This window comes from Streptomyces sp. R818 (assembly GCF_056172735.1).
This window is the reverse complement of sequence record NZ_JAOCNE010000002.1, coordinates 152,540-179,146: the sequence shown is the minus strand read 5'-3', so window position 1 is coordinate 179,146 and position 26,607 is coordinate 152,540. Positions and strand designations below refer to the sequence as shown.

The window sequence follows — 26,607 nt, the reverse complement described above, 5'->3', positions numbered from 1 at the left end:
GCCCACACGGTCCCGGGCCCACCCCGAGTCGACACATGTCACACCCGGGCGCCGTTGATCCGCCAAAAGCCCGTTTGATCTGCTGAGCGCCCTGTTGGTCTTCTGAGCTCCCGGCCGTCCGGCTGAACCCGATGCGTTGGAGCGCGCGCCTCCTCCGACGCGCTTCCAGCCCCGTCCCGTACGTCCTTGGCCCCCGTCCGTCCGCATGTCGGAATGATCTTTCCCAGTATCCAGTGGTGAAGGACGGACCGCTCATGAACGCACTGCCCGGCATCGAGGATCCCGCAGCGGGACAGGACGAACCGATCGCGGTCGTCGGGGCCGCCTGCCGGTTCCCGGGCGAGGTGTCGTCCCTCTCCTCTTTGTGGCGGCTGCTCCTGGCCCGCCGGGAGACGGTGCGCGAGGTGCCCGCCGAGCGGTGGAACCAGGCGGAGCTGGCCGGTCTCCCCGCCACGGTCGCGGACCGGCTGCGCCACGGCTGTTTCCTGGACGAGGACGTCTACGCGTACGAGCCCGAGTTCTTCGGCATCAACGCGCAGGAGGCGCCCTGGGTCGACCCGGAGCACCGGCTCCTTTCCGAGGTGGTCTGGGAGGCCGTCGAGCACGCGGGCATTCCGGCCCAGCGGCTGTCCGGCACCCCCACGGGCATGTTCTTCGGGATCTACCAGAAGGACTACATGCTGCGGGTGCAGCGGCCGCTGGAAGAGGTCGACGCCTACGCGATGTACACCGGCTTCGACAGCATCGGCCCGGGGCGCGTCGGCTTCATGCTGAATCTGCGGGGGCCGCAGGTCGTCGTGGAGAGCGCCTGCGCGTCCGGGCTCGTCGCGGTGCACACCGCCTGCCAGAGCCTGCGCACCGGCGAGTCCGACATCGCCCTCGCCGGTGCCGCCATGCTGACCCTGGGCCCCGAGGGCGTGATCGCGCCCGCGCTGTGGGGCGTGTTCTCCCCCACCGGCCGCTCCCACGCCTTCGACGCCGCCGCCGACGGGTACGTGCGGGGCGAGGGCTGCGGCGTCGTCGTATTGAAGCGCCTCTCCGACGCCGTGCGGGCCGGGGACCGGATCCTCTCGGTGGTGCGCGGCACCGCCGTCAACCAGAACGGCCGGGGCACGCGGCTGAGCGCGCCCTCGGAGCCCGCGCAGATCGACCTCTACCGGATGGCTCTGGAGCGGGCCGGTGTCGATGCCGGTGACGTCGGCATGGTCGAGGCGCACGGTCCTGGCACGGCCGTCGGGGACCCCATCGAGTTCGCCGCCGTGGCCGCCGTCTACGGCAAGGGGCGTGACCGGTGCGCCCTCGGCTCGGTGAAGACGAACATCGGCCACACCGAGCCCGTGTCGGGCGTGGCGGGCCTGCTGAAGGCGATCGCCGCGCTGCGCCACGGCATGGTCCCGGCCAGCCTGCACTTCACCGAGTGGAACCCGCAGATCGATCCCAGCGGCACCCGCCTGTTCGTGCCGACCGACACCACCGACTGGCCGGTGCGGAACGGCCCGCGCCTCGCCGCCGTCTCCTCCTTCGGCATCAGCGGCACCAACGTCCACGTCGTCCTGGAACAGCCGCCCACCCTGCCCGCCCGGCGGGTGCCGCGCCCGGCACCGCCCGGCGGCATGGAGGCCCTGCGCGAGGGCGGCGACGTAGCGCGCGTCTTCCCGCTCTCCGCCGGTACGCCGGTCGCCCTGCGTGCCGCGGCCGGGCGCCTGGCCGACTGGCTGCGCGGCGAAGGGGCGCGGTCCCCGCTCGGCGACGTGGCGCACACCCTCGCCGTACGCCGCTCCCTGTCCCGGGAGCGCGCCGCCGTCGTCGCCACCGACCGTAGGGAACTGCTCACCAGGCTCGACGAGTTGGCCACCGGGACCGCACCGGGCACCGGAGTCGCGACCGGCAGGGCGGTGCCCGGCACCGGACAGGGTGTCGTGTGGGTCTTCTCGGGCCACGGCTCGCAGTGGGGCGGCATGTGCCGCGAACTCCTCGACAAAAACCCGGAGTTCACTCGCGTCATCGACCAGCTCGAACCGCTCGTGGCCGAGGAGTCCGGATTCTCCCTGCGCGAGACGCTGGGCAGGCCCGAGGTCGTGACCGGCTTCGACCGCGTGCAGCCGGTCATCTTCGCCGTCCAGCTCGGACTCGCCGCGATGTGGCGCTCCCACGGCGTCGAACCGGCCGCCGTCATCGGGCACTCCATGGGCGAGGTCGCCGCGGCCGTCGCCGCCGGGACGCTGAGCGTGCGGGACGGCGTCAAGGTCATCTGCCGCCGCTCCCGGCTGATCCTGCGCGCGTCCGGCAAGGGCCTGATGGCCTCGGTCGCGCTCGGCCGCGCCGAGGTCGAGCGGCTGCTCGCGGAGCAGGAGGTGCGCGGCGTGACCGTCGCCGTCGTCGCCTCGCCGCAGACCACGGTGGTCGGCGGCGACGCGGACCGCATCCGCCGCCTCGCCGAGGAGTGGGACGCGCAAGGCGTCGGCATCCGCGTCGTCGAGGTCGACGTCGCCTCGCACACCGCGCACATGGACCCGATCCTCGGCGACCTCGCCGACGCGCTCGCGGACGTCACCGGCACCACCGCGCACACGGCCTTCTACAGCACCGTCACCGACGACCCGCGCGCACACTCCGCCTTCGAGGCCGCCTACTGGTGCGACAACCTGCGCCGGGAGGTGCGCTTCGCCGACGCGGTACGGGCCGCCGCCGACGACGGGCACCGGCTGTTCGTCGAGATCGGCCCGCACCCCGTCCTCGTCCACCCGGCGCAGGCGACCCTCGCCGACCGGTCCGACATCGCCGTCGTCCCCTCGCTCCTTCGCGACACCGACGACGCGCTCGCCTTCCACACCCATGTCGCGGCGCTGCACTGCGCGGGCCACCCCCTCGACTGGGCCGACCGCTACGGCGACGGCGCCCTGGCCGACGTACCGCCGACCACCTGGGAACGCACCCGCTACGTCGTCGACCCCTCACCGCTGCGGCAGTCGTCCGGGGCCCACGCCTCCCCCGCCGCGCACCCGCTGACCGGCCCGCACACCGCCGACCCCGACGGTGCGGGCCGCCACCTGTGGCAGACCCGGATCACCCCGACGACCGTGGCGTGGCTGGACGCGCACCGCGTCGACGACGTCGCCGTGGTGCCGGGGGCCGCGCTGTGCGAGATGGCCGTGTCGGCCGCCGCGGATCTGTACGCCGTCGGCCCGGACCGCGTGCGCCTGACCGGCGTCGAGCTTGAGCGGCTGCTGCTGCCGACCGCCGACGGCACGCCCGTCACCGCGACCGCCGAGGAGGCCGGGCCCGACACCGCCCGCTGGCGGGTGGTCAGCTCCACGCCCGACGGCACGTCCGTCCGGCACGCGACGGCCCGGCTGCACGTCGCCCCCGCCGACGAGGCCGCGCCGGACCGCGCCGACCTCGACGCCCTGCTCGCGGAGTTCCCGCACGCCGTGGACGCCGGGGACATCTACCGGCAGATGCGCGAGGAGCGCGGCGTCCACCACGGCACACCGTTCCTCGGCCTCCAGGCCCTGTACACGGACGGCTCACCGGCCGACCGGCCCGGCACCCGCCTTCTCGCCCGCATCCAGGTGCCCGACACGGGGCGGGCGTCCGCGCAGGCGCTGCACTGTCACCCCGTCGCGCTCGACACCTGCCTTCAGGCGATCGCGGGTGTCGTCCTGCGCAGCGGCTGCGTGCCCGAGGGCGGCATCCTGCCGCGCGGCATCGCGTCGCTGCGGCTCTACGGCACGGTCCCGCTGAGCGGGTACTGCCAGGTCACCCTCGTACGGATCGAGGGCGACCGGTACCTGGCCGACTTCCGCCTGTGGGACGACGACGGGGTCGTGGCCGCCGACGCCACCGGGGTGGAGTTCCGCCACGTGCCCGCCGAGAGCGAGCAGGAGCGGTTCGACCGGCGGCTGCTGCGGGCGGCCTGGGAGCCGTGCGAGCGGCCCGCGCCGCAGGCGGCCACCGGGTCCTTCACCCTGCTCGCGGAGCCGGGCCGCGAGGCGTTCGCGGCCGCGCTCGGCGGTGTCCTGAAGGACCGGGGCGCCACGGTGGAGGTCCGCCCGTCCGGACCGGAGCCGCTGTCCGGCGGTGACGCGCAGGCCGTCGTCTACCTGCCCGCGCCGGGCGGCACCTCCGCGTCGGCCGAACAGCTTGCGCGTGAGCAGGTCGGCCGCCTGGCGGAGACCGCCCGCGCCCTCGCCGCCGGAGCGGACGCCGACGCGGCGCCGCGCCTGTGGACCGTCACCTCCACCGCCCAGCACGTCGCCCCCGGGGACCGCCCCGACCTGGGCCAGGCCGGTCTGCGCGGTCTGGTCCGGGTCCTCAGCTACGAGCACCCCGAACTGCGCCCGTCGATCCTGGACGTCGAGCCGCGGACGCCGGTCGCGGACATTGCCGCCGAGCTGCTCTCCTGCCCCGCCGAGCAGGACGAGATCGCGCACCGCAACGGCGTCCGGCACCTGTCCCGGCTGCGCAACACGCCGCTCGACGGCCACGAGCGCCGCAGGACCACCGTCGACCGCGCCCACGACCGGGTGGCGCTGCACCTCGCGCGCCCCGGGGATCTGGACTCCTTCGAGTTCGTGGCGCAGACCCGGCGGCGCCCCGCGCCCGGCGAGGTCGAGGTGCGGCTCGACGCCACCAGCGTGAACTTCATCAACGTGCTCCAGGCCATGGGCGTCTACCAGCGCTTCGACGTCGGCGAGGAGCACACGGACGTCAGCGCGTTCGACGGCGCGGGCGTCGTCACCGCCGTCGGCGACGGGGTCGAGGGCGTGCGCGAGGGCCGGCGCGTCGCCGCGATGTTCGTCGACGGGTCCCGGGCCACGCTCATGTCCTCCTTCGCGACCGTCCGCGCCGACTGCCTCCTGCCGGTGCCGGACGGGGTGAGCATCGAGGACGCCGCCGCGCTGCCGTGCGCGTACCTGACCGCCTGGTACGGCCTGCGCCACCTGGCCCGGCTGCGCCCGGACGAGAAGGTGCTGATCCACTCGGCGAGCGGCGGCACCGGGCTCGCCGCCCTGCACCTCGCCCACGCCCGCGGCGCCGAGGTCCTGGCCACGGCGGGCAACGAGGAGAAGCGGGCGTACCTGCGCGGCCTCGGCGTCACCCACGTCATGGACTCGCGCACCCTGGACTTCGCCGAGCGGGTCCGCGAAATCACCGCGGGCCGCGGCGTCGACGTCGTCCTCAACTCGCTCACCGGGCCCGCCCAGAGCGCCGGGCTCGACCTGCTCGCGCACCGGGGCCGCTTCCTCGAACTCGGCAAGCGCGACATCTACGCCAACACCCGGCTCGGCCTGCTGCCCTTCCGGCAGAACGTCACCTTCGCCGGGATCGACATCCTGATGATGATGCGGCGCGACCCTGAGCTGCTCGCCGAGGGCTACCGCGAGCTGTCCGGCATGCTCGCGGACGGCACCCTGCCCCTGCTGCCCGTCACCGCGCACCCGGTCACCGAGGCGTCGTCGGCGTTCCACACCATGGCGTCGGCGCGGCACATCGGCAAACTCGTCCTGACCTGGCCGGCCAAGGGCACCGACCTGCTTGTCGTGCGGCCCGAGGACGTGCCCGTCGTCCGGGCCGACGGCAGCTACCTGGTCACCGGCGGGCTCGGCGGGCTCGGAATCCTCGTCGCCCGCTGGCTGGCCGAGCGCGGCGCGGGGGCCGTCGTCCTCACCTCCCGCAGCGAGCCCACGTCCGCCACCCGAAGCGAACTCGCCGCGCTCACCGCCGAGTTCGGCACCCGCGTCGAGGTCGTCCGCGGGGACCTCGCCGCGCCGGGCACGGCCGGGACGCTCGTACGGTCCGCCACGGAGACCGGGCATCCGCTGCGGGGCGTCGTGCACGCGGCGGCCGTCGTCGAGGACGCCACCGTCGCCAACCTCTCCGCCGGTCTCCTGGAGAAGGTGTGGCGGCCGAAGGCGACCGGGGCGCGGCTGCTCCACGAGGCCACCGGCGGCGAGGAGCTCGACTGGTGGGTCACCTTCTCCTCCGCCGCGTCGCTGCTCGGCAACCCCGGGCAGGGCGCCTACGCGGCCGCCACCGCCTGGCTCGACGAGTTCACCTCCTGGCGCCGCGCCCAGGGCCTGCCCGCCACGTGCGTCAACTGGGGCCCGTGGGCCGAGGTCGGGCGCGGCACCGGGATGGCCGACCGGGGCTACGCCATGATCGAGCCCGCCGAGGGCATCGCCGCCCTGGAGCGCGTCCTGAGCCACGACCGGGACCGCACCGCCTACACCCCGGTCGACCTGCACCGGTGGCTGGACTCCTACCCCGCGACCGCCCGCACCGCCTTCTTCGCCGAACTGGCCGCCTCGGCCTCGCTCAAGGAGCGGACCGGCGGCTGCAGCGCCTTCCTGGAGGCGCTGCGGGAGACGGACTGCCCGGAGCGGCGTCAGCAGCTCCTGCTGCCCGAGGTCGTCGAGCACATCGCCGCGGTCCTGCGCCTGGCGACCGACCGGTTCGACGCCGACACGTCGCTCGTCACGCTCGGCCTGGACTCCCTGATGGCCATCGCCCTGCGCAACCGTCTCCAGCGCGAACTGTCCCTGTCCATCCCGACGACGGTGATGTGGACGCACCCGACGGCCTCCGCCCTCACCCGCTACCTCCTGGCCCGGCTCGCCCCCGGGGACGGTGTGCCCGCCCAGGCGGAGCCCGCCGACGCCGCGCCCGCCGTCACCGGCTGACGGCTTTCCGCCCGCACTTCCCGTCCGACCCCTAGGTGGTCCCCCGTATGCCCCCTTCCTCCTCGTCCGTCTGGGACGTGATCGTCGTCGGCGCCGGTCCGGCCGGCTCCACGGCCGCCCGCGTCGCCGCCGAGCAGGGTTGCAGGACCCTGCTGCTCGAACGCGCCGCCATCCCCCGCTAGAAGACCTGCGGGGGCGGCCTCATCGGCGCGTCCCTCGCCGCCCTGCCGCCCGGCCTGCCGCTGAAAATCCACGACACGGCCGGACGGTTCACCTTCACCCACAACGGCGACAGGGAACGCACCCTCGACTCCGCACGCCCCACCATCACCATGGTCTACCGCAGCGAACTCGACGCGTCGCTGGCCGAGGCCGCCTGCGCGGCGGGCGCCACGCTGCACGACAGCACCGCGCTGACCGCCGTCGAGCAGGACGGCTCCACCGTGACCGTGCGCACCAACCGCGGTGAGACGCTGAGCGCCCGTGCCGTCGTCGGCGCCGACGGGAGCGCCGGCCGGGTCGCCCGCCACGTCGGCGTGCGGTGCGCGCAGGTCGACCTCGCCCTGGAGGCCGAGGTGCCCGTGGACGACCGGACGGCCGAGCGGTGGCGCGGCCGTCTGCTCATGGAGTGGGGCCCGCTGCCGGGCTCCTTCGGCTGGGTCTTCCCCAAGGGCGACATCTGCACCGCCGGGGTCGTGGCCGCGCGCGGCAACCCGGTGGCCCTGCGCGCCTACAAGCAGGAGTTCCTCGCCCGCCACGGGTTCGACAAGGCCACCCCCGTCCACGACACCGGCCATCTGACCCGGTGCCGCGAGCCCGGCTCCCCGCTGGCGCGCGGGCGCGTCCTGGTCGCCGGTGACGCCGCCGCGCTCCTGGACCACTGGTCGCGTGAGGGCATCTCCTACGCGCTGCGCTCGGGCGACCTCGCGGGGCGGGCAGCCGCGCGGCTCGTCTCCTGCGCGCGGGAGACGGAGGCCGACGCCGTCACCGGGCAGTACCGCGAGCGAATCGACAGCGGGCTCGGCGTCGAGATGCGCGCCAGCGGCACGCTGATGAACCTGTTCGCCCGCAACCCCGGGCTCGTCCACACCGCGCTGACCCGGGTGCCCGCGGCGTGGCGCCGTCTGGACGCCTACATCGCGGGCCGCACCAGCGTCGCCGGGATCATGTCGACGCCCCTGGCGCGCGGCGCCGCCGCGCTCGCCGTGCGGCTCCCCCGCGCACGGGACAACTCGCCTGCCGTGGAGGCGATCCGGGCCTGAGAGGACCTGAGCCGACCGGGACGGCAGCGGCGATCAAGGCGTGACTTTGCGCCTCCTGAACCGTTGATGGGGTGATGGGCTGTTTTGCGACGTAAGTCCCCTTGCCCCGCCGTCCCGGGAGGGGACCTCCCCTGATGAAACACAGTGGTGCTGTGCACGAGACCGAACCCGCCCCGGCCCCGCCGGGCCACCTTCCCGCCGTCTCCGCGTACGGACTTCAGGTGGTGCGCGGCAGCCGGCCCGTCCTGTCGAACGTGACGTTCAGCGTCCCCCGGGGCTGCATCGTGGGCCTGCTCGGCCCGAGCGGCTGCGGCAAGACCACGCTGCTGCGCTCCGTGGTCGGCGTGCAGCAGCCGACCGGCGGCCATGTGCAGGTGCTCGGATTCCCGGCCGGAGCACGGCAGTTGAGCACCCGGGTGGGGTACGTGACCCAGGCCCCCTCGGTCTACGCGGACCTGACGGTCCTGGAGAACCTGCGCTACTTCGCCGCCGCCCTCGGCATGCGCGGCTGGCGCCGCGAGGACGCCGTGGTCCGCGTGGTCAAGGAGGTCGACCTCGCGGGCTACGCGGACAAGCTCGTCTCGCGCCTGTCCGGCGGGCAGTACTCGCGGGTCTCCCTGGCGGTGGCGCTGCTCAACAAGCCGGACCTGCTCGTGATGGACGAACCGACCGTCGGGCTCGACCCGATGGTGCGCCGCGAACTGTGGCTCGTCTTCGCGCAGTTGGCCTCCGAGGGGACCACCCTGCTCATCTCCAGCCACGTCATGGACGAGGCCGACCGCTGCGACCGGCTGCTCCTGATGCGCGCGGGACGCCTCCTCGCCGGTGCTCCGCGCACCACGCTCCTGGAGCGCACGGGCTGCGCGAACGCGGAAGAGGCTTTCGTGCACCTGGTGCAAGCGGCCACGAAGGCCGAGGCGGAGGCGCGGCAGAAGGCCGCCGCGCAAGCCCTGTTGCCGGACCTGCCCGGCCTGTACGGGCTGCACGACCAGGCCGGCGCCTCGGACCTGGAGCGCTCCTACTTCGCCATGGAGCCGCGGCCGTGAACCGTGCGCGCCTGAGCGAGAAGCTGCCGTTCTCCCCCACCGTCACCGGCGCGACCGCCGTGCGGGTCCTGCACCAGATCTCCCGCGACCGGGGCAGCACCGCGCTGCTGCTCGGCATCCCCTGCATGCTCATGGTGCTGCTGAAGCTGATGTTCCACGGCTCGGAGGCGTCCTTCGAGCGCGTCGGCCCGCAGGTGTTCGGCATCTTCCCGGTCATCGTGATGTATCTGGTGGCGTCGATGTCGACGCTGCGCGAACGCACCACGGGCACCGCCGAGCGGCTGCTCACCATGCCGGTCAGGCGTCTGGACATCGTGCTCGGCTACAGCTTCGCGTTCGCGTTCCTGGCCCTGCTGCAGGCGGTGCTCTCCACGCTGCTGTGCGTCGGCCCGCTGGGGCTCGACATCAAGGGCCCCGCCTATCTGCTGATGGTCATCGCCATGCTCGGCGCCCTGCTCGGCCTGGCGCTCGGCCTGCTGGTCAGCGCCTTCGCCCGCAACGAGTTCCAGGCGGTGCAGTTCCTGCCGGCCGGTGTGCTGCCGCAGTTCCTGGTGTGCGGCCTGTTCGTGCCGCGCGAGGAGATGCAGGGCGCCCTGTCGGCCGTCGCCAGGCTCATGCCGATGACCTACGCCGTCGAGGCCGCGAGCGAGGCCGCCGCGCACCCCGGCGTCACCGGCGTCTTCGTCCGCGACGCCCTGCTGATCCTGGTGTGCGTGATCCTCGTCCTCGTCGCGAGCGCGGCCACGCTCAAGCGCTGAGCGCGGCCGCGCCGCGGTGGCGTGTCAGTCCCGCGTGTCCCACGAGAAGTTGCCCGAGACCGTGCCGCTGTGCGGGACGTCGAACGGGCCGACGTGCAGCGGCTCGTCATCATCGTCGTCGTAGTCGTCGCCCGGGTAGGCGGAGCCGGCCGACGGGCCCGGGTAGGGCACGGCCTGCACCGGGTGCGTCGCGGCGGACGCCGAGCCGGCCGCGGCCACGGCGCCGACGGCGAGGGCGAGCACCGCGAGCGGCGCGAGGGCGAGACGGCGAAGCTGCTTCTGCATGAAATACCTCCTGGTCGCAAGGGAGAAAGAAAGGGGAACCGCAGTTTGTCCTCACCCTATTCGCCGACCTGCTCGCGCGACGCCGGGAAATGCCGCGTACACCTGAAGGAAGGGAATAAAGAGAAAGTGAGAAAACCGTGACCGCACCGCTCCGGCCCTTGTACTACGGCGCGTTCGCCCTCCTCGCCGCGCTGCTGCCGAGCGCGCAGACGGCCCACGCGGCTCCGTCCCCCGCGCCCGCGCCGCCCTCGTACCACCGTGCCGCAGGCGTCGCCGCCGATGTGCTCGACGGCCTCAACAGACACCGTGCGGCGGCCGGTTGCCGCCCGCTCCGCGCGCAGTCCGCGCTCAACCGCTCCGCGCACGCCCACAGCCGCGACATGGCCTCCCACCAGCGCCTCCAGCATCCCGGGTCGAACGGGAGCAGCCCGCGGCAGCGGATGCGGGCGCACGGTTTCGGGGCCGCCTACGCCGGGGAGGCGATCGCCCGCGGCGTGGACGGCGCGGGCGCCGTCGTCGAGCTGTGGATGGAGAGTCCGTCGCACCACGACCTCATCCTCACGTGCCGCTTCACGCACGCGGGCGTCGGCCGGGCCGACGGTCCGGGCGGACCCTGGTGGACGCTGGACCTTGCGTCGAAACGATAGGACCCGTAAAGGCTTTTCCTTCGGCAATTCGACGTGCTGATCACACTTTGGAGAGGGCTGTGACCGGGCGCGCGAAATCTCGTTGGAGGGGGTATGCGAATTCGTACCTTTCAGCGCGCCGCCGTCCTGCTCGTAGCCCTCGTCGCCGTCCAGGGCGGCGCCTCCGCCCTCGCCGACGGGAAGTCCCCGAAGCCGCCGGCCCAGCAGCCCCACGTCCAGTCGGGCCGCATCGACCCCCTGGCCCCCTTCTCCCAGGGCGCCTCGGCGCTCGCGAAGATGGCCGCGCCGTTCGTCAACGCGGCCAGCGACGCGATGTTCCCCCGGGGCTGACACGCGTCCGGGGCCCGTGCGACACGGGCCCCGGAGGTGTGTTGCGGGAGGGTCGTCGCCTCCTGCCGCTACTTCTTCTTGCGGCGCACCAGCGCGATGACGGTCACCAGCGCCACGCCCGCCGCGATCAGCGCCGCGCGCTTGTCCCGCACCGGCTCGGGCGCCTTGTCCTGCCACACCTGCTGGGCCTGCTCCGCCTTCGCCTTGGCCTGCGCCGTCAGCTCCGAGGCCTTCGCCGCCGTCTGCTCCTTGAGCGCGGCGGCCTTCTCCTGCGTACGAGCCTTGACGTCCGCCTTGTCCGCCAGCGCCTGGACCGTGTCGCCCAGTTCGTGCCGGGTCTGCTCGACCTGGTCGCGCAGCTCCTCGGTGCTGGTGGCGGTGGGCTCGTCGTGGGGCGGCTGCGTCATCGCTTGGCACTCTCCTTGATCTCGGCCACATCGGCCTTCACGCTGTCGATGGTCTGCTCCGGGGTGGGGGGAGCGGCCTGGCTGAACTCCTTCTTGCCGGTCAGCGCGAGCACGGCGGTGACCACGCCGAGCACCGCCGTCACGATCAGCGCCGCCGCCCAGACCGGCAACGGCACCGCCAAGGCCGCGATCGCGGTGGCGACCAGCGCCTGCAGGGTCAGGAAACCGGCGAGGCCGGCGCCGCCGAAGAGGCCCCCGCCCTTGCCGTAACGCTTGCCCTTCTCCTTCATCTCCGCCTGCGCGAGCCGCATCTCGCCGCGCACCAGCTGCGTCAACTGCTCCGAGGCGCGCTGGACCAGCTCGCCGACGGGCTCCCCGGACGTGCCGGTGGACACGGAGGTGTGGCCGGGTGTGTGCCTGGCTGCTGTCTCGTCCATCCTGGGTCCTCCTTTCTGTAGCGCTGCAGTACCCCGGGCCGTCCAAGTACCCCCGAAAACGCAGGACTGACACCTCTTCGCCACGATTCCGACACCTCGTCCGGCCCTCCGGGGCCGAGCCACGCCCGACGGGCGTCCAGGGTTGACCTAGGGTTGGCGGGGTATCCACTGTTGTCTTTACCGCCCCGCAGCAGTCATCACCGAGGACACGCATGGACGTCGCCGACAACGGCATGGGGAACCCCCGCCCGGCCGGGGCCCACGGGCTTCCCGGAGCCCCGCACGGCACCGTGCTCGACGGTTTCCGCGCGGCGGCGCTCCTCATCGACGACGACGGCCTCATCGCCGCCGCCAACGACGCGGCCTGCGCGATGTTCCGCACGGGCGTCGAGGGGCTGGTCGGCCAGGACGCGCACGACCATCTGCACCGGGACGACCACGGACAGGCGATGCCCCGGACCCGCTGCCGCCTGCGCGCGGCGCTCCTCGCCGGCTCCACCGAGCACGGCGACGCGGAGTGGTTCGCCCGCGAGGACGGTTCACTCGTCCGGTCCTCATGGCTCGTCACTCCCCGCGCGGCGGGAGTGGAGCCCGCGGGCACCCTCGTCCTGCTCTACGCGGCACACAGCGACGAGGTCGCGGACGTCCCCGAGCCGCTGACCGAGCTGGACCGGCTGGCGCTGCTCGCCGAGACGACGACCCAGCTCACCTCCACCCTGGACGTCGACGAGGCGCTGCACCGCCTCGCCGCCCTGACCGTGCCGCGCCTCGCGGACTGGGCGGTCATCGACCTGGTCACCGACCGGGGCGAGGTGCGGCGCGCCCTCGTCGTCGAGCGCAAGGACGACCTCCTGGCCGAGCGGGACGACCTCCAGGGCCCCATGCCGCCCGTGCCCGAGGAGTCCCCCATGCCCCTTTCGCGGGCGCTGCGCGGCGCCGCCTCCTCGCTGGCCACACCGGCCACGTACCAGGGGCCGCCCGACTCCGGCATCGCCGTCGAGCAGAGCCGCCTGTTCACGGCGACCGGCATGCACAGCGCCGCCATCGCGCCCATCCGCGGCCTGCGCGACGTGCTCGGCGCCCTGACCCTGGGCCGCTCCCGGCGCCCCGACGCCTTCACCGCGGCCGACCTGCCGCTCCTGGAGGACGTCACGCGCCGCGCGGGCCTGGCGCTGGACAACGCGCGCCTGTACGAGCGTCAACGCAAGGTCGCCGAGACCATGCAGCGCCACCTGCTGCCCCAGTTGCCGACCGTGCCCGGCGTGGAGATGTGGGCGCGCTACGTGCCCGCGCCGGACGCGTCCGCCGTCGGCGGCGACTGGTACGACGCGTTCGCCCTGGCCGACGGGGACCACGCCCTGGCCATCGGGGACGTGGTCGGGCACGACCTCGACGCCGCGGCGGGGATGGCGCAGGTCCGCAACATGCTGCGGGCGTTCGCCTGGTCCCGCGCCGGGGCTGCGCCCAGCGCGATCGTCTCCCAGCTCGACGAGGCCGTGCGGCACATCGCCGAGGCGTCCATGGCGACGATGACCCTGGCCAGGCTCTCGGTCGGCGAGGAGGACGGGCTGTGGCAGCTGCAGTGGACGAACGCCGGGCACCCGCCGCCGCTGCTCGTCCACCACGACGGCCAGGCCCGGTACCTCACCGACGCGCACGGCCTGCTGCTCGGCACGGGGATCACCAGGACCCGGCCCGACGCCGTCACCGTCCTGCCGCCGCGCTCGACCCTCGTCCTGTACACCGACGGCCTGGTCGAGAGCCCGCACCGCTCCATCGACCACGGCCTGGACCGCTTGCGCCGGTACGCCGCCTCGCTGGCCCGGCGCCCGCTGGAGTCCTTCTGCGACGCCCTGCTCGCCCAGGTCCGCCCCGACGACAACGAGGACGACGTGGCCATGCTCGTCGTGCGCACCCCCGCGGCGCGGGGCTGACGCCGGCCGGTCAGGGGCGCCGCAGCCCGTCGAGGAGCAGGCCGATCAGGCGGCGCGGGTCGTAGCGGGGGTCGGTGTCGCGTCCGACGCAGAGGTTGCCGATGCCGCGCAGCAGCTCGTAGGGCTGGACGCCCGGCCTGATCTGGCCGGCCTCCTCGGCGGCTTCGAGCAGCCGGGCGCAGACGGGCAGCAGGCGGTCGAGGAACGCCGTGTGCAGCGCGGCGAAGCGCTCGCTGTCCGATCGCAGGGCGTCGGCGAGCCCGTGCTTGGTGACCAGGAAGTCGACGAACAGGTCGACCCACCGGCGCAGTGCCTCGGCCGGGCTCCCGGCGCTCCCGAGCAGCGCCGGGCCCGCCTCGGCACATGCCTCGATCTGATGCTCGTAGACCGCGGTGACGAGGTCGGCCCGGGTCGGGAAGTGCCGGTAGATCGTGGCCATCCCGACGCCCGCCCGCGCCGAGATCCGCCGGATCGGCGCGTCGACACCGGCCGTCACGAAGACCTCGGCGGCGGCGCTGAGCACGGTCTCCCGGTTGCGCTGGGCGTCGGCCCGCTTGCTCCGTACGGGCGGGTCGGTGGGCATGTCGCTCTCCTTCGGCAGCCGCCGCGCCCGGGTGCAACAGGAGCGGCGTTCCGCTTCACGGTAGCGGATGCGGCTCCCCCGCCGGTCCGCCGCTGTCACGCAGTCGCGCGTTGAGCCGGGCGGCCTGGCGGGTGAGATGGTCGCGCTCGGGGAGGGTGGGCGCCGAGCGGGCGGCTTCGGCGTACAGGCGTGCCGCTGTCGCCGGGTCGCCGTCGCGTTCGTGCAGGTGGGCGGCGACCGCGACGTACCGGGGCAGGGCCGGGTCGAGTTCGGCCAGGGCGGCGAGGCCCGCGCGGGCGCCGTCCGCCTCGCCGACCGCGACGGCCCGGTTGAGACGGGCAACCGGGCTGTCGGTGAGCCGCACGAGCTCGTCGTACCACTCGACGATCTGCACCCAGTCGGTCTCCTCGGCGCTCTGTGCGTCGGCGTGCAGCGCGGCGACGGCGGCCTGCGCCTGGAACTCGCCGAGCCGGTCGCGGGCCAGGGCCGCCTGAAGAATGCCGACACCCTCGGCGATGAGCCGGGTGTCCCACCGGCCGCGGTCCTGTTCGGCGAGGGGGACGAGGCTGCCGTCGGGGCCGGTCCGTGCCGGGCGCCGCGCGTGGTGGAGCAGCATGAGCGCGAGGAGGCCCGCGACCTCCTTGTGGCGGGTCCTGGCCGCGAGCTGCCGGGTCAGCCGGATCGCCTCGGCGGCGAGGTCGACGTCGCCGGAGTAGCCCTCGTTGAAGACGAGGTACAGCACGCGCAGCACGGTGGCGACGTCGCCGTGCCGGTCGAACCGGACGCCGGAGACGGTCCGCTTGGCGCGGCTGATGCGCTGGGCCATGGTCGCCTCGGGCACCAGATAGGCCTGGGCGATCTGACGTGTGGTCAGGCCGCCGACGGCGCGCAGGGTGAGCGCGACGGCCGACGCCGGGGTCAGGGAGGGGTGGGCGCACAGGAAGTAGAGCTGAAGGGTGTCGTCGGCCGCCCCGCCGGGCCCCGGCGGGGGCTCGGCGTCGACCAGCTCCTCCCGGCGCCGCCGCGAGCCCTCGGCGCGGGCGGCGTCGAGGAACTTCCGCCAGGAGACGGTGGTCAGCCACCCTCTGAGGTCGCGCGGCGGGCCGTCCGGACCCTTCCGCACCGCCTCGACGAGGGCGTCCTGCACCGCGTCCTCGGCCGCCGCGAAGTCCGCTCCGCGCCGGACGAGGACACCGATGACGGCGGGCACCAGCTCCCGCAGCAGGGACTCGTTCACTCGGTCGGGCAGTGCTCGGCGTAGACGGGGCGCACCTCGAGCCACTCGTGGATCGGCTTGCCGCCCGCGCCCGGCGCCGCGGAGAGTTCACCGGCCAGCTCGACGGCGCGCTCGTACGTCTCGACGTCGATGATCATCCATCCGGCGATCAGGTCCTTGGTCTCCGCGAAGGGTCCGTCGGTGACCGGCGGGCGGCCCTCGCCGTCGTGGCGGACGAAGGTGCCCTCGGGCAGGAGCGCCCGGCTCTCGACGAACTCGCCGGTCTGCTCCAGGCGGGCGGCGAACTCGTTCATGTACCGCACGTGCGCCGTGACCTCCTCCGGGGCCCACTGGTCCATCGGCACGTCGTTGACCGGCGCCGGCGCGCCCCGGTAGTGCTTGAGCAGCAGGTACTTGGCCATGGTGTTCTCCTCGTCGCGATCCGGCCGTGGTGGCCGCGTTCGTTCCTGGGACGGAGCCGCATCCGCATTCTCGACATCAGCCGGGGACTTTTCTCGGGGTTGTGCGCGCGCCCGCCCGGTAGGCCCCCGGTGTGACCCCCGTGCTCCGGGCGAAGGTGTCGACGAAGGCGCTGGTCGTCGACCAGCCGCAGGCGTGGGCGGTGTCCGTGACGGTGGCGCCCTCGGCGAGCATGACGAGGGCGGTGAGGATGCGGACGCGGGTGCGCCACTGGGGGTAGGTCAGGCCGAACTCGTCGCGGTAGAGGCGGGAGAGGGTGCGTTCGCCGGTGTGGGTGCGGGCGGCCAGCCGGGCGAGGGTGAGCGGGGTGCGCAGGTCCTGCTCGACGAGGCGGCAGGCGTCGGCGAGGCGCCGGTCGCGGGCGGCGGGGAGGGCGACGGGCTCGGCGGTGACGCGGCGCAGGCGGTCGCGCAGCACGGCCTCGATGTGCCGCCTCTCCGCAGGGGTGAGCGGGGTGCCGGTGAGGGCGATGAGGAGTTCGCGCACGAGGGGGTCGACGGTGATGACGGCGGGGCGGTCGGCGGGGAGCAGCGGCGGCCCCGCGTCGGCTGCCGCGGGGAAACCGACGGTGTGGAAGCGGCTCTGGCCGTAGAAGCGGTGTTCGTGCCAGGTGTGCGCCGGGATCCACACGGCGCGGTCGTCGGCGGCGACCCAGGAGCCGTGTTCCGTGGTGATCGCGAGGACGCCGGAGCTGACGTAGATGAGCTGGTGGTCGTCGTGGCGGTGCCGGTCGATGGTGTCGCCGCCGTCGCGGAACTGGGTGCTGGTCGCCGCGACGGGCGTGTGGCGGATCTGCGACATGACTGGGCAGAATACGGGAAGCGCGCCCGGCGCCGTCCCGGCCATCGTGGTCCGATGACAGCCGTTCAGGAGATGAACCCGTCCCGTGAGGCGGGGCACTGGCGCCGGATGCGGGTCTGGGCCGGGGCCCATGCCGTCGACGACTTCTATCAGGGGCTCGTGCCCGCCGCCGTCCCGTACTTCGTGCTCCAGCGCGACTTCAGCTACGTACAGGCGTCGGGGCTCGCGCTCGCCGCGACCCTGGGCAGTGCCCTGCCGCAGGTGCCGGTCGGGCTGCTCGCCGACCGGTACCGGATGCGGTGGACGGCGCCCCTCGGCATCGCTCTGGCGGGGACGGGAGCGGGCCTGTCCGGGCTCGCGCCGTCGTATCCGCTGGTGTTCGCGCTGCTGCTCGCGGCGGGGATCGGGATCGCGATGTTCCATCCGCCCGCCGGGCGGGACGCGCGCCGCGCGGCCGGGGGCAGCGCCACGGCGATGAGCTACTTCGCGGCGGGCGGCAGCGTCGGCTTCTTCGTCGGCCCGGCGCTCGCCACCCCCGCCCTGGACGCCTTCGGGGTGGGGGCCACCGCGCTGTTCATCCCGCCCGCCGTCCTCATGGGCTTCGTCCTGCTGCGCCATCACCGGCGCGCGTCCGGCGCGGACGGCCCGAAGGTGCGGCGCGCGGGTGTGGACCGGCCCGGTCTGTTCGCCGCGCTGACCGCCGTGGAGGTCGTACGGTCCACCATCTCGACAGGGCTGAACACGTTCGTCTCGCTGTACTGGATCCGGCACCTGGACGCGAGCGGCGGGCTCGGCGGGCTCGCGCTGACCCTGCTGCTCGGCGGCGGCGTCCTCGGCACGCTCCTCGGCGGCCGTCTCGCCGACCGGATCGGGATGGTCCGTACGGTGCGGATCGGCAACGCGGCGATGCTGCCCGCCCTGGCGCTGCTGCTGCTCTGCGACGACAAGTACGCCGCGCTGCCGTCGGCGCTCCTCGTCGGGCTGGTCTCGAACATCCCGTTCGCCGTGCTGGTCAAGCTCGGCCAGGACTATCTGCCGAGCAGGCCCGGCACGGCTGCCGGGGTCACCCTGGGCCTCGCGCTGAGCGCGGGCGGTCTGTTCATGCCCGTACTCGGCGTGGTCGCCACCCACTACGGACCGCGCGGCGTGCTCGCGGTCCTTGCCGTGGTGCCGGTGGTGGCGGTCCTGCTGTCCCTGGCGCTGCGCGAACCGGACCGGTCGGACCGGTCGGACCGGTCGGCGGCCGGTACCGACCGGGTCCGGCCGCCGAATGTGCGGACCTGACGTTCCTCACGTGGCATGTTCGAATACTTGTTCGGTATCGTTCTGGGTGGGAGGTGGCTGTGATGCCCAGGACTGCCAGGACCGACACCGAGGCGACGGTGATGCACGTACGGGTGCCCGCGGGCCTGCCGGAGCCCGCCTACCGCGAGGTGCTGGAGGCGCTCGCGGAGATGTCGCCCGTGGTGCAGGCGCTGCCGCCGGGCGCCGCCGTCGTGGAGCTGCGCGGCGCGCTGCGCTACCACGGGGTGCCCGCGCTGCGCATCGCCGAGCGGGTCCGGGTGCGTGCGCTGGCCCGGCTCTCGGTCGACCTGCGGATCGGGCTCGCCCCGACCTGGGCGGTGGCGGCCACCGCGTCGGCGCGGGCGCCGGAGCACGGCGGCATCGTCGCCGTCGCGCCGGACGAGGTCGAGGACTTCCTCGCACCGCTGCCCGTCGCGGAGCTGCACGGCGTCGGGCCCGTGCACGCGGCCGCGCTCACCGACTACGGCATCCACACCGTCGGCATGCTCGCCACGCTGCCCCTGGCCACGATCCAGCGGGTGCTCGGCGGGCGGCCGGGACGCCTCGCCCACGACCGGGCCCGCGGCATCGATCCGCGTCCGGTCACCCCGAGGACGCTGCCGATGTCGGCGGCCGTACGGCACCGGTTCGAGCGGCAGGTGATGGACGGCGCCACCGTCCGCGCCCGCCTCCTGGACCTGGTCGTCGAGATCGCCGCCACTCTGCGCACGCGCGACCAGGTCGCCCGCGGCCTCACCCTGCAACTCGACTTCGCCGCGGGCGCCCGTTGGACCAAGACGCTGCGCCTGCCCGAGGCCTCCGCCCACGACGAGGACCTGCGCACCGCCGCCTACCGGCTCATGGACCGCGCGGGCCTCCAGCGCGGCCGCCTCGTCGGCCTGCTCGTCCGCGCCGAGGACCTGGTCGCCGCGGGCGCCGCCGCCGAGCAGATCAGCCTCGACCGGGGGCGCGAGATGCGCCTGCGCGCCGAACAGGCCGTCGACCGGGCCAACCGGCGCTTCGGCCACGGCAGCGTCGGCCCCGCCGCCCTGCTGCACAAGGCGGCGTGAGCGGCGTGGAACCCGACACCGCCGACGCTGCCGACACCACCCCCGGAGTCTCCGGCGCCTCTGCCGCCTCCGCCGCCTCTGTCGCCTCTGCCGCCGCCGAGCGATCAGCGGCGAACGACCGGCTGACGCAGCTGGAGTTCCTCAAGCGCGTACAGGAACGCGACCTCGCCCGCACCCAGCGCTGGATCGAGGACGAGAAGCGGCGCCGCGCGGAGCACGCGCGCGGCGCGGCCGCCCGCCCCGAACCGCCCGAGTGGCTCCTTGAGGTCGGCCTGACCGGACGCGCCGCCGTCTACGTCCACGCCGGCGGCTGTCACATGGCGGGCAAGCGCTCCCGCCCGATCACGGCGGACCAGGCCCGCGACGCGCTGCACAACGGACCGGTCCCGGCGTGCGTCCACTGCCGCCCCGACACGGCGCTCGGTCTGGGCATCAACAGTTGAGGGCCTGAATCCTCCGCCGTCGGCGGCCGGTCGCTCATCGCTGCCATTCGGCCGAATGGCCGCCCGTTCGTGAGGTGTGGCCCAGGATGGGCACACGTGTACTGGTTCAGACACACACGTACCAGCGGACGGGACGGTTGATGGCGACCACAGGTCAGGTACGGGCGGACACGGAGCCCCGCAGCATCCAGCTCCCCGGCATCGTTCTCGGGGTGGGGCTCGGCGGGTTCGTGGACGGCATCCTGCTGCACCAGCTCCTCCAGTGGCACCACATGCTGACCAGTACGAACACCGACCGGATCGGGGTGAAGTACTACCCGGCGAACACGGTCTCCGGCCTGGAGATGAACACCGTGTGGGACGGTATCTTCCACGTCGTGTGCTGGGTCGCGGTCATCCTCGGCCTCGGAATCCTGTACTCCCGGGTCACCCACCACCGCCGCCGGGTGTGGACCTCGCGGGTGCTGTGGGGCTGGATCCTGGTCGGCTGGGGTGTGTTCAACGTCGTCGAGGGCCTCCTCGACCACCAGATCCTCGGCATCCACCACGTGCACGGCGGCCCGCACCAGATCTGGTGGGACATGGCGTTCCTGCTCCTGGGCGTCCTCCTGATCGCCGGCGGCTACCTCCTCCAGCGCTCGGGGAGCCCCTTCGATCCCGACGCCGAGAGCGCGGACGCCGACCTCACCGCCCGGCGGGTGTGATGCACCACGACATGCACGGGCACACGCCCCGGTCCGGCGCGGGCGGCGACGTGTGGGGCGTCCTGCTGCCCGCGCTCGCCATAGCCCTGCTCGCCGGCGCCTACCTCCTCCTGGTCGCACGGGCCCGTCGCCGCAACCCCGTCCAGGGCTGGAGCCGCCTGCGGACAGCGGCCTTCCTGACCGGGTGCCTGCTGCTCGCCCTGGCCCTGCTGCCGCCCCTGGCCCCCTTCGCGCACGGGGACTTCCGCGGACACATGGCGCAGCACATGCTCGTCGGCATGTTCGCGCCGCTCGCCCTCGTCCTCGGCGCACCGGTCAGCCTGGTGCTGCGCACCCTCCCCGCCGCCCGGGCCCGGGCGCTGACGGGCGTGCTGCACAGCCGCCCGGCACGCGTCGTCGCCCACCCGGTCACCGCGCTCGTCCTGAGCACGGGCACGCTCGCTCTCCTCTACTTCACGCCGCTCTACAACGCGACCATGGACCGGCCCGTACTGCACTGGCTGATGCATGTGCACTTCCTGCTGTCGGGCTGCCTGTTCGCCTGGGTCGTCGCCGGTCCCGACCCCGCGCCGGCCCGGCCCGGGGTGCCCGCACGGCTCGTCGTCCTCGGCGTCGCCGTCGCCGCGCACGCCACGATCTCCCAGCTGATGTACGGGGGCTTCCTCATCGACGTCCGCGCACCGGTCGAGGAGGTGCGGGCGGGCGCCCAACTCATGTACTACGGCGGCGACATCGCCGAACTGCTGCTCGCCGCCGCGCTCGTCGCGACCTGGCGGCCCGAGCGTCGGCGGAGGGTGCGGACGAACCCCGTGGCGACCGCCACGTAGGACGTAGGATCCGGCCGTGGAGACGACATGAGCGGCGCCTTACTCGTGATGGACGTCCAGCGGGCCGTCGTGGACATCGCGGTCGACGACCCGGCCTACCTGCCCCGCCTTCGCAGGGCGATCGACGCGGCGCGGCGGGCGGGCATCCCCGTGATCTACGTGGTCATCGCGCTGCGCCCGGGTCACCCCGAGGTCGGCACGCGCAACAGGGCGCTGCTCGGCATCAAGAAGGCGGGCCTCTACGTCGAGGGCGAGCCCGGCACGGAGATCCACCCCGAGATCGCGCCCTTGCCCGGCGAGGTGGTCGTCACCAAGCGGCGGGCGAGCGCGTTCTCGGGCAGCGATCTCGACACGGTGCTGCGCTCGCGCGGGATCACCCGTCTCGTCCTGAGCGGCATCGCCACGAGCGCCGTGGTCCTGTCGACCCTGTGCCAGGCGAACGACCTGGACTTCGGTCTTACCGTCCTCTCCGACGCGTGCGTGGACCCCGACCCCGAGGTGCACCGGGTCCTCACCGAGCGGCTGTTCCCCCAGTGGGCGGACGTCGTCACCGTCGACGCATGGGTCGCGGCCGTCGCCCCCGGTGCCTGAGGGCGCTGTCCGGCGGCCGCCCGCCTCACTGCCGAAGCGGGCCCGGCCGGTCAGCCGGCGCCTCCACCCGTGCGGTCGCACGCGCGGACGCCCGTACGCGCGGACACGCAGGCCGACACTCCCAGTCTCATCGGGAAAGCCGTGCGGGCAAGGGGCCAAGTGGCCCGCTTTTCCGACAAACGGCAGGGTAAGGACGTACCCATGAGGACTGGACGATGAGCGACAAGACCGAGGAACACCTCCTGGACGGGCTGAGCGTCGACGACTCCCAGCCGGAGCGGCCCATACTCCTGGACGAGGACGGGCGTCCGCTGCGCACCTGGCGCGAGAACTATCCGTACACGCGGAAGATGAAGCGCGCCGAGTACGAGCGGCAGAAGCGCCTGCTGCAGATCGAGCTGCTCAAGCTGCAGAAGTCCATTCGCGAGCAGGGGCAGCGCGTCATGGTGCTCTGCGAGGGACGCGACGCGGCCGGCAAGGGCGGCACCATCAAACGCTTCACCGAGCGGCTCAACCCGCGCGGCGCGCGCGTGGTCGCCCTGGACAAGCCGACCGAGCGGGAGGCGGGCCAGTGGTACTTCCAGCGCTACGTCACGCATCTGCCGAGCGCCGGGGAGATCGTCTTCTTCGACCGCTCCTGGTACAACCGCGCGGGCGTCGAGCCCGTCATGGGGTTCTGCACCCCGCAGGAGCACCACCAGTTCCTCCAGCAGGCGCCGCAGTTCGAGAAGATGCTCACCGACGACGGCATCATCCTGATCAAGTTCTGGTTCTCCGTCTCCCGCGCCGAGCAGCGCACACGGTTCGCGATCCGGCAGGTCGACCCCGTACGCCAGTGGAAGCTGTCCCCCACGGACGTCGCCTCGCTCGACCTGTGGGACGCCTACACCAAGGCGAAGGTGCAGATGTTCCGGGCCACGGACACCGATCACGCGCCGTGGACCGTGGTGAAGACCAACGACAAGCGCCGCGGACGGCTCGAGGCCATGCGCCACCTCCTGCTGCGGTGCGACTACGCCTCCCGGGACGAGGACGCCGTCGGCAAGCTCGACCCGCTCGTCATCGGCCCCGCCGACACCCTCCTGGAGGCGGGCGAGGACCCGGCGGACCTGTCGCCCAGCAGGCTCGCCGGTTATGTCGAGGGGCGGGGCCAGCACCCCTGACCGGCCCCTACCTGAAGCGGGAGGGCGGGGCGCGGAACGCGCGGGAGTAGGCCGCGGAGCGGCGGTCGAAGGTGCGCGTGCTCATCGCGGCGGCTCGCTGCCGGTGGTCGCGGTCACGGGCTGAGCCCGTGCCGGTCTCAGCGGGGCCTGCGGATGCGGATCGGGCCCCGGATCTCCTCCGTCGCCGATACGGGCTCGCCGCCCTGGGTGATCTCGGCCTCGCCCGCCTCGACGAGGCGCCGGGCGGCGCGGCGCGCGGGTTCCATCAGGTCGCGCCAGCCCTCGCCCTCGCCCGTGTAGACCTCGCGCGCGGCGTCGGACGGGCAGATGGAGGAGGTCGGGGCGCGACGGTCGAGGAGGTCGATGATGGCGCGCTCCAGGCGCCGCTGGGTCCTGGCGCCGCCCTCTCCACCGCTGTCGTCGCTCATGGTCCCAGTGTCGCACCGGTGTCCGCTCGGGGCCTCGTTGTCAGTGCCTCCTCCTAGAGTGAGAACAACATTCGGGGAGCACCTGAGGGGGAGGCGGAATCATGTCCGCACGCAGGATTCAGCACAAGGTGAATCACGTCGCGCTCGTCGTGGACTGTTCGGGTTCCATGCGGCCGCACCAGAATCAACTGGTGCGGGTGGTGGACGAGTTCGTGGCCGGACTCAAGGCCGAATCGGACAGCCTCGGGCACGAGACCCGGATCAGCCTCTATTCCTTCGACCACCGTGTCGAGAATCTGGTCTGGGACATGGATGTGAAGCATCTTCCGTCCATGCGCGGGCTTTATCAGGTGGTCGGTGGTGCCACCGCGCTCATCGAGGCCTCGGTGAAATCGCTGGACGACCTGGAACACATCTGGGAGGAGTACGGCGAGCACAGTTTCCTCCAGATCGTGGTGACGGACGGCGAGGAGAACGCGTCGGGCGGCGACCGGCGCCACGACGGCGACATGAGCGTCCTCGGCCCGTGGCTGGACCGCATCACGGCGAAGATGGGCGCGCTGCCCGGCCACTGGACCTCCGCGATCCTCGTACCGAACTCCCTGGCCAAGCGCACCGCGCAGAACTACGGCTTCCCCGCGGGCAACATCGCGATCTGGGACGCGGACTCCAAGGAGGGCGTCGAGGAGGCCATCGGCACGGTGCGCGCGGCGGCCACCAGCTTCCTGCGGGGGCGGGAGCAGGGCGTGCGCGGAACGAAGAACCTCTTCGCGGTCGGCCAGGACATATCCGTCGACGAGGTACGCGCGAACCTCGACCCGATTGCGGCCGACAAGTACCGGCTCCTCAAGGTCGACAAGGAAATGGACATCCGCTCCTTCGTCAACTCCCATCCGGGCGTGACCTATGAGCGCGGCGCCTGCTATTACCAACTCGGCGCCCGCGTCCAGGTCCAGCCGGACAAGGAAGTCGTCGTCGTCGAGAAGGACACGGACCGCGCTTACACGGGAGACGCGGCACGCAGCCTTCTGTTCGGCACGGGAATACAGGGAACCGTCTCGGTGAAGGCCGGAAACAATCCGAAGCTGGAGGTCTATGTGCAGAGCCGCTCGGTGAACCGGAAACTCAAGGCGAATACGCGCTTGCTCATCATGCTCTGACCGCTGGGCTCGGCTGAGCTCGGGACTCGGACAGGAACTCGGAAAGGAACACCGGCCGTGAGAGTCGAGATCCCCCAACTCCTGCGGGACACCTGCGCCCAGTACGGCGAGGGCGTCCCCTACGCCCTCAAGGTGACGGCCGAGCGGCTGGCCGCATCCCCGGACATGGGGCACCCGTCCTCGATACCCGGCATCCTGACCATGATCGTCGACGGCGACCAGTTCGAGGACTGCCCCACCCTGGCCGTCGGTTACCTCCGCGAGCCGGACCGCATGCAGATCCGCTACGTGAGTCCGGTGACCGACGAGGAATCCGAGAAGACCACGTCAGGGGCCGAGGACACCGCAGAGCAGGGCGCCGGGCGGGAGCGCCCGGACCCTGCCGCCGAGGCGGTCACCGTCCGGCAGGTCGCCGACGCCTGGGGGCGCGTCACCGGCTGGCTGAAGCGCCGTGCCCCGGACTCCTACGCGGCGCTCCGCGCCGGTGCCGCACCGGCCGAGATCGCCGCGCTGGAGGCCGAGTTCGGCATACCGGTCCCCGTCGAGCTCCGCGTCCTGTGGCTGCTGACCGGTGGGGAGAACGGATGTGACGGGCGTGGGTGTCTGCTCGACAACTGGGCGCTGCTGCCCCTGGACGCGGTCGCCAGGCAGTACCGGATGAGAAGGAGGCTGAACCCGGGGTGGGAGCAGACCTGGATACCCGTCGCCGCCCTGGGTGCCACCGACACGACGAGCGGCTTGTATCTGGACGCCGCGACCGGCCTCCTGGGCCGCTGGTCCCGGTACGACGAGCCGCCCGGTGAGGATCTTGACACCCTCGTCACCTATCTGGAGGAGGTCGCCGACTCGCTCGAAGCCCCGGCTCTGGCCACGAAGGGACGGCCCGGCCTGATCGGCGGGGCGTTGGTGTGGCGCGGGCGCGTCGAGGCGGGGCAGGAGGAGCGGTGGCGGCCCGTCGTCAGCGGCTGACCGCGATGCGGCCGGTGACGGCGCTCATCGATGCTCATGGCCTACGAGGACGGGGTCAGCCCGCGCAGGCGCTGGTCCAGTTCCCGCTGGTAGAAGTCGATGAAGCCGTCGGGGTCGGGCCCGGCGTTCTGCATCACGAGCCGGTCGAACCCGGCGTCCACGAAGGGCTGCGCCACCTCGACGTAGCGGTCCGGATCGGAGCCGCACGCGAACTTGGCGAGGATGTCCTCCTTGCGGACGGTGGAGGTCGCCGCCTCGAAGTTGGCCGGGTTGGGCAGCTCGCTCATCACCTTCCAGCCGGTGACCGCCCAGCGGGAGGTGTCGAGGGCGGCCTGCGCGCCCGCGTCCTCGTCGGGGGCCCACGCCATGGGGACCTCGACGTAGCGCGGCCCGTCGCCGCCCGCCGCGCGGTAGGCGTCGACGATCTCGCTCTTGTCCTCGGTCGCGAACAGCCCGTCACCGAGGTCGGCGGCGATCCGGGCCGCGAGCGGCCCGGCGGCCGCCACCGCGATGACCGGCGCCTCCGGCGGCAGGTCGAAGACGCGGGCGTCGTCGAGGTGCAGGTGCTTGCCGTGGTACGAGCGGTAGCCGCCGCTCCAGAGCAGCCGGATGATCTCCAGGGCCTCGCGCAGCAGGGCGTGCCGCTCCGGGACGGAGTTCGGGAAGCCGTGCCCGGTGACGTGCTCGTTGAGCCGTTCGCCGGAGCCGACGCCGAGGGTGAAACGGCCGTCCGAGAGCAGCGCGAGCGTCGCGGCCGCCTGGGCGATGATCGCCGGATGGTAGCGGACGGTCGGGCAGGTCACGCCGGTGGCGAGGCCGATCCGCTCGGTCTTCGCCGCGATCGACCCGAAGACCGTCCAGGCGAAGGGCGAGTGCCCCTGCACGTCCAGCCAGGGATGGTAGTGGTCGCTCATCTCCACGAAGTCGAAGCCCGCCTGCTCGGCGAGGACGGCCTGGCGAACCAGTTCGTCGGGGCCGAACGCCTCCGCGGCCAGCTTGTAGCCGATCTGCACCTTGTCCTCTTTCCCGCCGAAGCCCGCGCTCCGCGCCGGACCCCGACCGGCCGGAAGCGCCGCATACGCTGACAAATAGATCCGCA

The 26,607-nt window shown here is 73.2% G+C and carries 24 protein-coding genes and 1 pseudogene; 16 read left to right on the top strand and 9 right to left on the bottom strand.

The genetic code is table 11. The features are described from left to right. Positions 1-254 precede the first annotated feature (254 nt). From N5I75_RS03560 to N5I75_RS03545, 4 genes and pseudogenes are all read left to right on the top strand, one after another. Positions 255-6,683, top strand: coding sequence for a type I polyketide synthase (locus N5I75_RS03560; RefSeq protein WP_476674170.1), 6,429 nt, complete (start codon positions 255-257; stop codon positions 6,681-6,683). Between the two features lie 47 nt (positions 6,684-6,730). Further along, positions 6,731-7,945: pseudogene (locus N5I75_RS03555) on the top strand (geranylgeranyl reductase family protein). Positions 7,946-8,079: 134 nt separating this feature from the next. Continuing rightward, complete coding sequence (locus N5I75_RS03550; protein ID WP_476674168.1) at positions 8,080-8,991, top strand: ABC transporter ATP-binding protein; 912 nt, start codon at positions 8,080-8,082, stop codon at positions 8,989-8,991. After that, the gene (locus N5I75_RS03545) at positions 8,988-9,749 is read left to right on the top strand and encodes an ABC transporter permease (protein WP_476674166.1); all 762 of its coding nucleotides are present in this window, start codon (positions 8,988-8,990) and stop codon (positions 9,747-9,749) included. The genes N5I75_RS03550 and N5I75_RS03545 overlap by 4 nt, the downstream gene beginning before the upstream one ends. Before the next feature lie 24 nt (positions 9,750-9,773). On the opposite strand, the gene N5I75_RS03540 is transcribed toward N5I75_RS03545, so the two are convergent. Continuing rightward, on the bottom strand, positions 9,774-10,034 hold the full coding sequence (locus N5I75_RS03540) for a hypothetical protein (RefSeq protein WP_476674164.1): 261 nt from the start codon (positions 10,032-10,034) through the stop codon (positions 9,774-9,776). 137 nt (positions 10,035-10,171) lie between these two features. Here N5I75_RS03540 and N5I75_RS03535 point away from each other — a divergent pair, with 137 nt between their 5' ends. Continuing rightward, positions 10,172-10,681 (top strand): CAP domain-containing protein, encoded by a 510-nt coding sequence (locus N5I75_RS03535; RefSeq protein WP_476674162.1) that lies wholly within the window; start codon positions 10,172-10,174, stop codon positions 10,679-10,681. A 93-nt stretch (positions 10,682-10,774) separates the two neighbouring features. After that, positions 10,775-11,011, top strand: a complete 237-nt coding sequence (locus N5I75_RS03530; RefSeq protein WP_476674160.1) for a hypothetical protein — start codon at positions 10,775-10,777, stop codon at positions 11,009-11,011. A gap of 68 nt (positions 11,012-11,079) precedes the next feature. Here N5I75_RS03530 and N5I75_RS03525 read toward each other — a convergent pair whose 3' ends face one another. Together N5I75_RS03525 and N5I75_RS03520 are read right to left on the bottom strand one after the other, a co-directional pair. Then, positions 11,080-11,418: a DUF3618 domain-containing protein gene (locus tag N5I75_RS03525; RefSeq protein ID WP_476674158.1), complete on the bottom strand. Its 339-nt coding sequence runs from the start codon at positions 11,416-11,418 to the stop codon at positions 11,080-11,082. After that, positions 11,415-11,855, bottom strand: coding sequence for a phage holin family protein (locus tag N5I75_RS03520; RefSeq protein WP_476674156.1), 441 nt, complete (start codon positions 11,853-11,855; stop codon positions 11,415-11,417). The genes N5I75_RS03525 and N5I75_RS03520 overlap by 4 nt, the downstream gene beginning before the upstream one ends. A 233-nt stretch (positions 11,856-12,088) precedes the next feature. Here N5I75_RS03520 and N5I75_RS03515 point away from each other — a divergent pair, with 233 nt between their 5' ends. Continuing rightward, positions 12,089-13,789, top strand: coding sequence for a PP2C family protein-serine/threonine phosphatase (locus tag N5I75_RS03515; RefSeq protein ID WP_476674730.1), 1,701 nt, complete (start codon positions 12,089-12,091; stop codon positions 13,787-13,789). Positions 13,790-13,799: 10 nt separating this feature from the next. Here the strand turns inward: N5I75_RS03515 and N5I75_RS03510 are convergent, their stop codons facing one another. From N5I75_RS03510 to N5I75_RS03495, 4 genes are all read right to left on the bottom strand, one after another. Further along, on the bottom strand, positions 13,800-14,372 hold the full coding sequence (locus N5I75_RS03510) for a TetR/AcrR family transcriptional regulator (protein WP_476674154.1): 573 nt from the start codon (positions 14,370-14,372) through the stop codon (positions 13,800-13,802). A 55-nt stretch (positions 14,373-14,427) separates the two neighbouring features. Further along, a complete protein-coding gene (locus tag N5I75_RS03505; protein WP_476674152.1) occupies positions 14,428-15,609 on the bottom strand; it encodes an RNA polymerase sigma factor in 1,182 nt (393 codons plus the stop codon). Then, positions 15,606-16,010, bottom strand: a complete 405-nt coding sequence (locus N5I75_RS03500) for a YciI family protein (protein ID WP_476674150.1) — start codon at positions 16,008-16,010, stop codon at positions 15,606-15,608. Before N5I75_RS03500 ends, N5I75_RS03505 begins: the two co-directional genes overlap by 4 nt. Before the next feature lie 76 nt (positions 16,011-16,086). Beyond that, the gene (locus tag N5I75_RS03495) at positions 16,087-16,869 is read right to left on the bottom strand and encodes an AraC family transcriptional regulator (RefSeq protein ID WP_476674148.1); all 783 of its coding nucleotides are present in this window, start codon (positions 16,867-16,869) and stop codon (positions 16,087-16,089) included. Between the two features lie 108 nt (positions 16,870-16,977). Between N5I75_RS03495 and N5I75_RS03490 the strand changes: the two genes are divergently transcribed. The 7 genes from N5I75_RS03490 (at position 16,978) to ppk2 (ending at position 22,951) form a co-directional block, all read left to right on the top strand. Further along, positions 16,978-18,153: an MFS transporter gene (locus N5I75_RS03490; protein ID WP_476674728.1), complete on the top strand. Its 1,176-nt coding sequence runs from the start codon at positions 16,978-16,980 to the stop codon at positions 18,151-18,153. Positions 18,154-18,215: 62 nt separating this feature from the next. After that, positions 18,216-19,223 carry a DNA polymerase Y family protein gene (locus tag N5I75_RS03485; RefSeq protein ID WP_476674142.1) on the top strand — a complete coding sequence of 336 codons (1,008 nt, stop codon included), beginning with the start codon at positions 18,216-18,218 and terminating at the stop codon, positions 19,221-19,223. Positions 19,224-19,228: 5 nt separating this feature from the next. Continuing rightward, positions 19,229-19,666, top strand: a complete 438-nt coding sequence (locus N5I75_RS03480) for a DUF6233 domain-containing protein (protein ID WP_476674140.1) — start codon at positions 19,229-19,231, stop codon at positions 19,664-19,666. A gap of 140 nt (positions 19,667-19,806) precedes the next feature. After that, complete coding sequence (locus tag N5I75_RS03475) at positions 19,807-20,370, top strand: DUF2243 domain-containing protein (protein ID WP_476674138.1); 564 nt, start codon at positions 19,807-19,809, stop codon at positions 20,368-20,370. 11 nt (positions 20,371-20,381) lie between these two features. Then, a complete protein-coding gene (locus tag N5I75_RS03470) occupies positions 20,382-21,197 on the top strand; it encodes a cytochrome c oxidase assembly protein (protein WP_476674136.1) in 816 nt (271 codons plus the stop codon). Between the two features lie 27 nt (positions 21,198-21,224). Then, complete coding sequence (locus tag N5I75_RS03465; RefSeq protein WP_476674134.1) at positions 21,225-21,788, top strand: cysteine hydrolase family protein; 564 nt, start codon at positions 21,225-21,227, stop codon at positions 21,786-21,788. 215 nt (positions 21,789-22,003) lie between these two features. Then, positions 22,004-22,951: a polyphosphate kinase 2 gene (ppk2, locus tag N5I75_RS03460; protein ID WP_476674132.1), complete on the top strand. Its 948-nt coding sequence runs from the start codon at positions 22,004-22,006 to the stop codon at positions 22,949-22,951. A gap of 137 nt (positions 22,952-23,088) precedes the next feature. Here ppk2 and N5I75_RS03455 read toward each other — a convergent pair whose 3' ends face one another. Next, a complete protein-coding gene (locus N5I75_RS03455) occupies positions 23,089-23,379 on the bottom strand; it encodes a DUF3253 domain-containing protein (protein WP_476674130.1) in 291 nt (96 codons plus the stop codon). A gap of 101 nt (positions 23,380-23,480) precedes the next feature. Between N5I75_RS03455 and N5I75_RS03450 the strand changes: the two genes are divergently transcribed. Both N5I75_RS03450 and N5I75_RS03445 read left to right on the top strand, forming a co-directional pair. Then, complete coding sequence (locus tag N5I75_RS03450; protein WP_476674129.1) at positions 23,481-24,539, top strand: vWA domain-containing protein; 1,059 nt, start codon at positions 23,481-23,483, stop codon at positions 24,537-24,539. Between the two features lie 57 nt (positions 24,540-24,596). Further along, complete coding sequence (locus tag N5I75_RS03445; protein WP_476674127.1) at positions 24,597-25,508, top strand: SMI1/KNR4 family protein; 912 nt, start codon at positions 24,597-24,599, stop codon at positions 25,506-25,508. A 41-nt stretch (positions 25,509-25,549) separates the two neighbouring features. On the opposite strand, the gene N5I75_RS03440 is transcribed toward N5I75_RS03445, so the two are convergent. After that, a complete protein-coding gene (locus tag N5I75_RS03440; protein ID WP_476674125.1) occupies positions 25,550-26,521 on the bottom strand; it encodes a TIGR03557 family F420-dependent LLM class oxidoreductase in 972 nt (323 codons plus the stop codon). Positions 26,522-26,607: the final 86 nt, after the last annotated feature.

Excerpts from the sequence above, each read along its gene's own strand:
- N5I75_RS03560 (WP_476674170.1), top strand. The coding sequence starts at position 255 with ATGAACGCACTGCCCGGCATCGAGGATCCCGCAGCGGGACAGGACGAA.
- N5I75_RS03550 (WP_476674168.1), top strand. The coding sequence starts at position 8,080 with ATGAAACACAGTGGTGCTGTGCACGAGACCGAACCCGCCCCGGCCCCG.
- N5I75_RS03540 (WP_476674164.1), bottom strand. The coding sequence starts at position 10,034 with ATGCAGAAGCAGCTTCGCCGTCTCGCCCTCGCGCCGCTCGCGGTGCTC.
- N5I75_RS03530 (WP_476674160.1), top strand. The coding sequence starts at position 10,775 with ATGCGAATTCGTACCTTTCAGCGCGCCGCCGTCCTGCTCGTAGCCCTC.
- N5I75_RS03525 (WP_476674158.1), bottom strand. The coding sequence starts at position 11,418 with ATGACGCAGCCGCCCCACGACGAGCCCACCGCCACCAGCACCGAGGAG.
- N5I75_RS03520 (WP_476674156.1), bottom strand. The coding sequence starts at position 11,855 with ATGGACGAGACAGCAGCCAGGCACACACCCGGCCACACCTCCGTGTCC.
- N5I75_RS03515 (WP_476674730.1), top strand. The coding sequence starts at position 12,089 with ATGGGGAACCCCCGCCCGGCCGGGGCCCACGGGCTTCCCGGAGCCCCG.
- N5I75_RS03510 (WP_476674154.1), bottom strand. The coding sequence starts at position 14,372 with ATGCCCACCGACCCGCCCGTACGGAGCAAGCGGGCCGACGCCCAGCGC.
- N5I75_RS03500 (WP_476674150.1), bottom strand. The coding sequence starts at position 16,010 with ATGGCCAAGTACCTGCTGCTCAAGCACTACCGGGGCGCGCCGGCGCCG.
- N5I75_RS03495 (WP_476674148.1), bottom strand. The coding sequence starts at position 16,869 with ATGTCGCAGATCCGCCACACGCCCGTCGCGGCGACCAGCACCCAGTTC.
- N5I75_RS03490 (WP_476674728.1), top strand. The coding sequence starts at position 16,978 with ATGCGGGTCTGGGCCGGGGCCCATGCCGTCGACGACTTCTATCAGGGG.
- N5I75_RS03485 (WP_476674142.1), top strand. The coding sequence starts at position 18,216 with ATGCCCAGGACTGCCAGGACCGACACCGAGGCGACGGTGATGCACGTA.
- N5I75_RS03475 (WP_476674138.1), top strand. The coding sequence starts at position 19,807 with ATGGCGACCACAGGTCAGGTACGGGCGGACACGGAGCCCCGCAGCATC.
- N5I75_RS03470 (WP_476674136.1), top strand. The coding sequence starts at position 20,382 with ATGCACGGGCACACGCCCCGGTCCGGCGCGGGCGGCGACGTGTGGGGC.
- N5I75_RS03465 (WP_476674134.1), top strand. The coding sequence starts at position 21,225 with ATGAGCGGCGCCTTACTCGTGATGGACGTCCAGCGGGCCGTCGTGGAC.
- ppk2 (WP_476674132.1), top strand. The coding sequence starts at position 22,004 with ATGAGCGACAAGACCGAGGAACACCTCCTGGACGGGCTGAGCGTCGAC.
- N5I75_RS03455 (WP_476674130.1), bottom strand. The coding sequence starts at position 23,379 with ATGAGCGACGACAGCGGTGGAGAGGGCGGCGCCAGGACCCAGCGGCGC.
- N5I75_RS03450 (WP_476674129.1), top strand. The coding sequence starts at position 23,481 with ATGTCCGCACGCAGGATTCAGCACAAGGTGAATCACGTCGCGCTCGTC.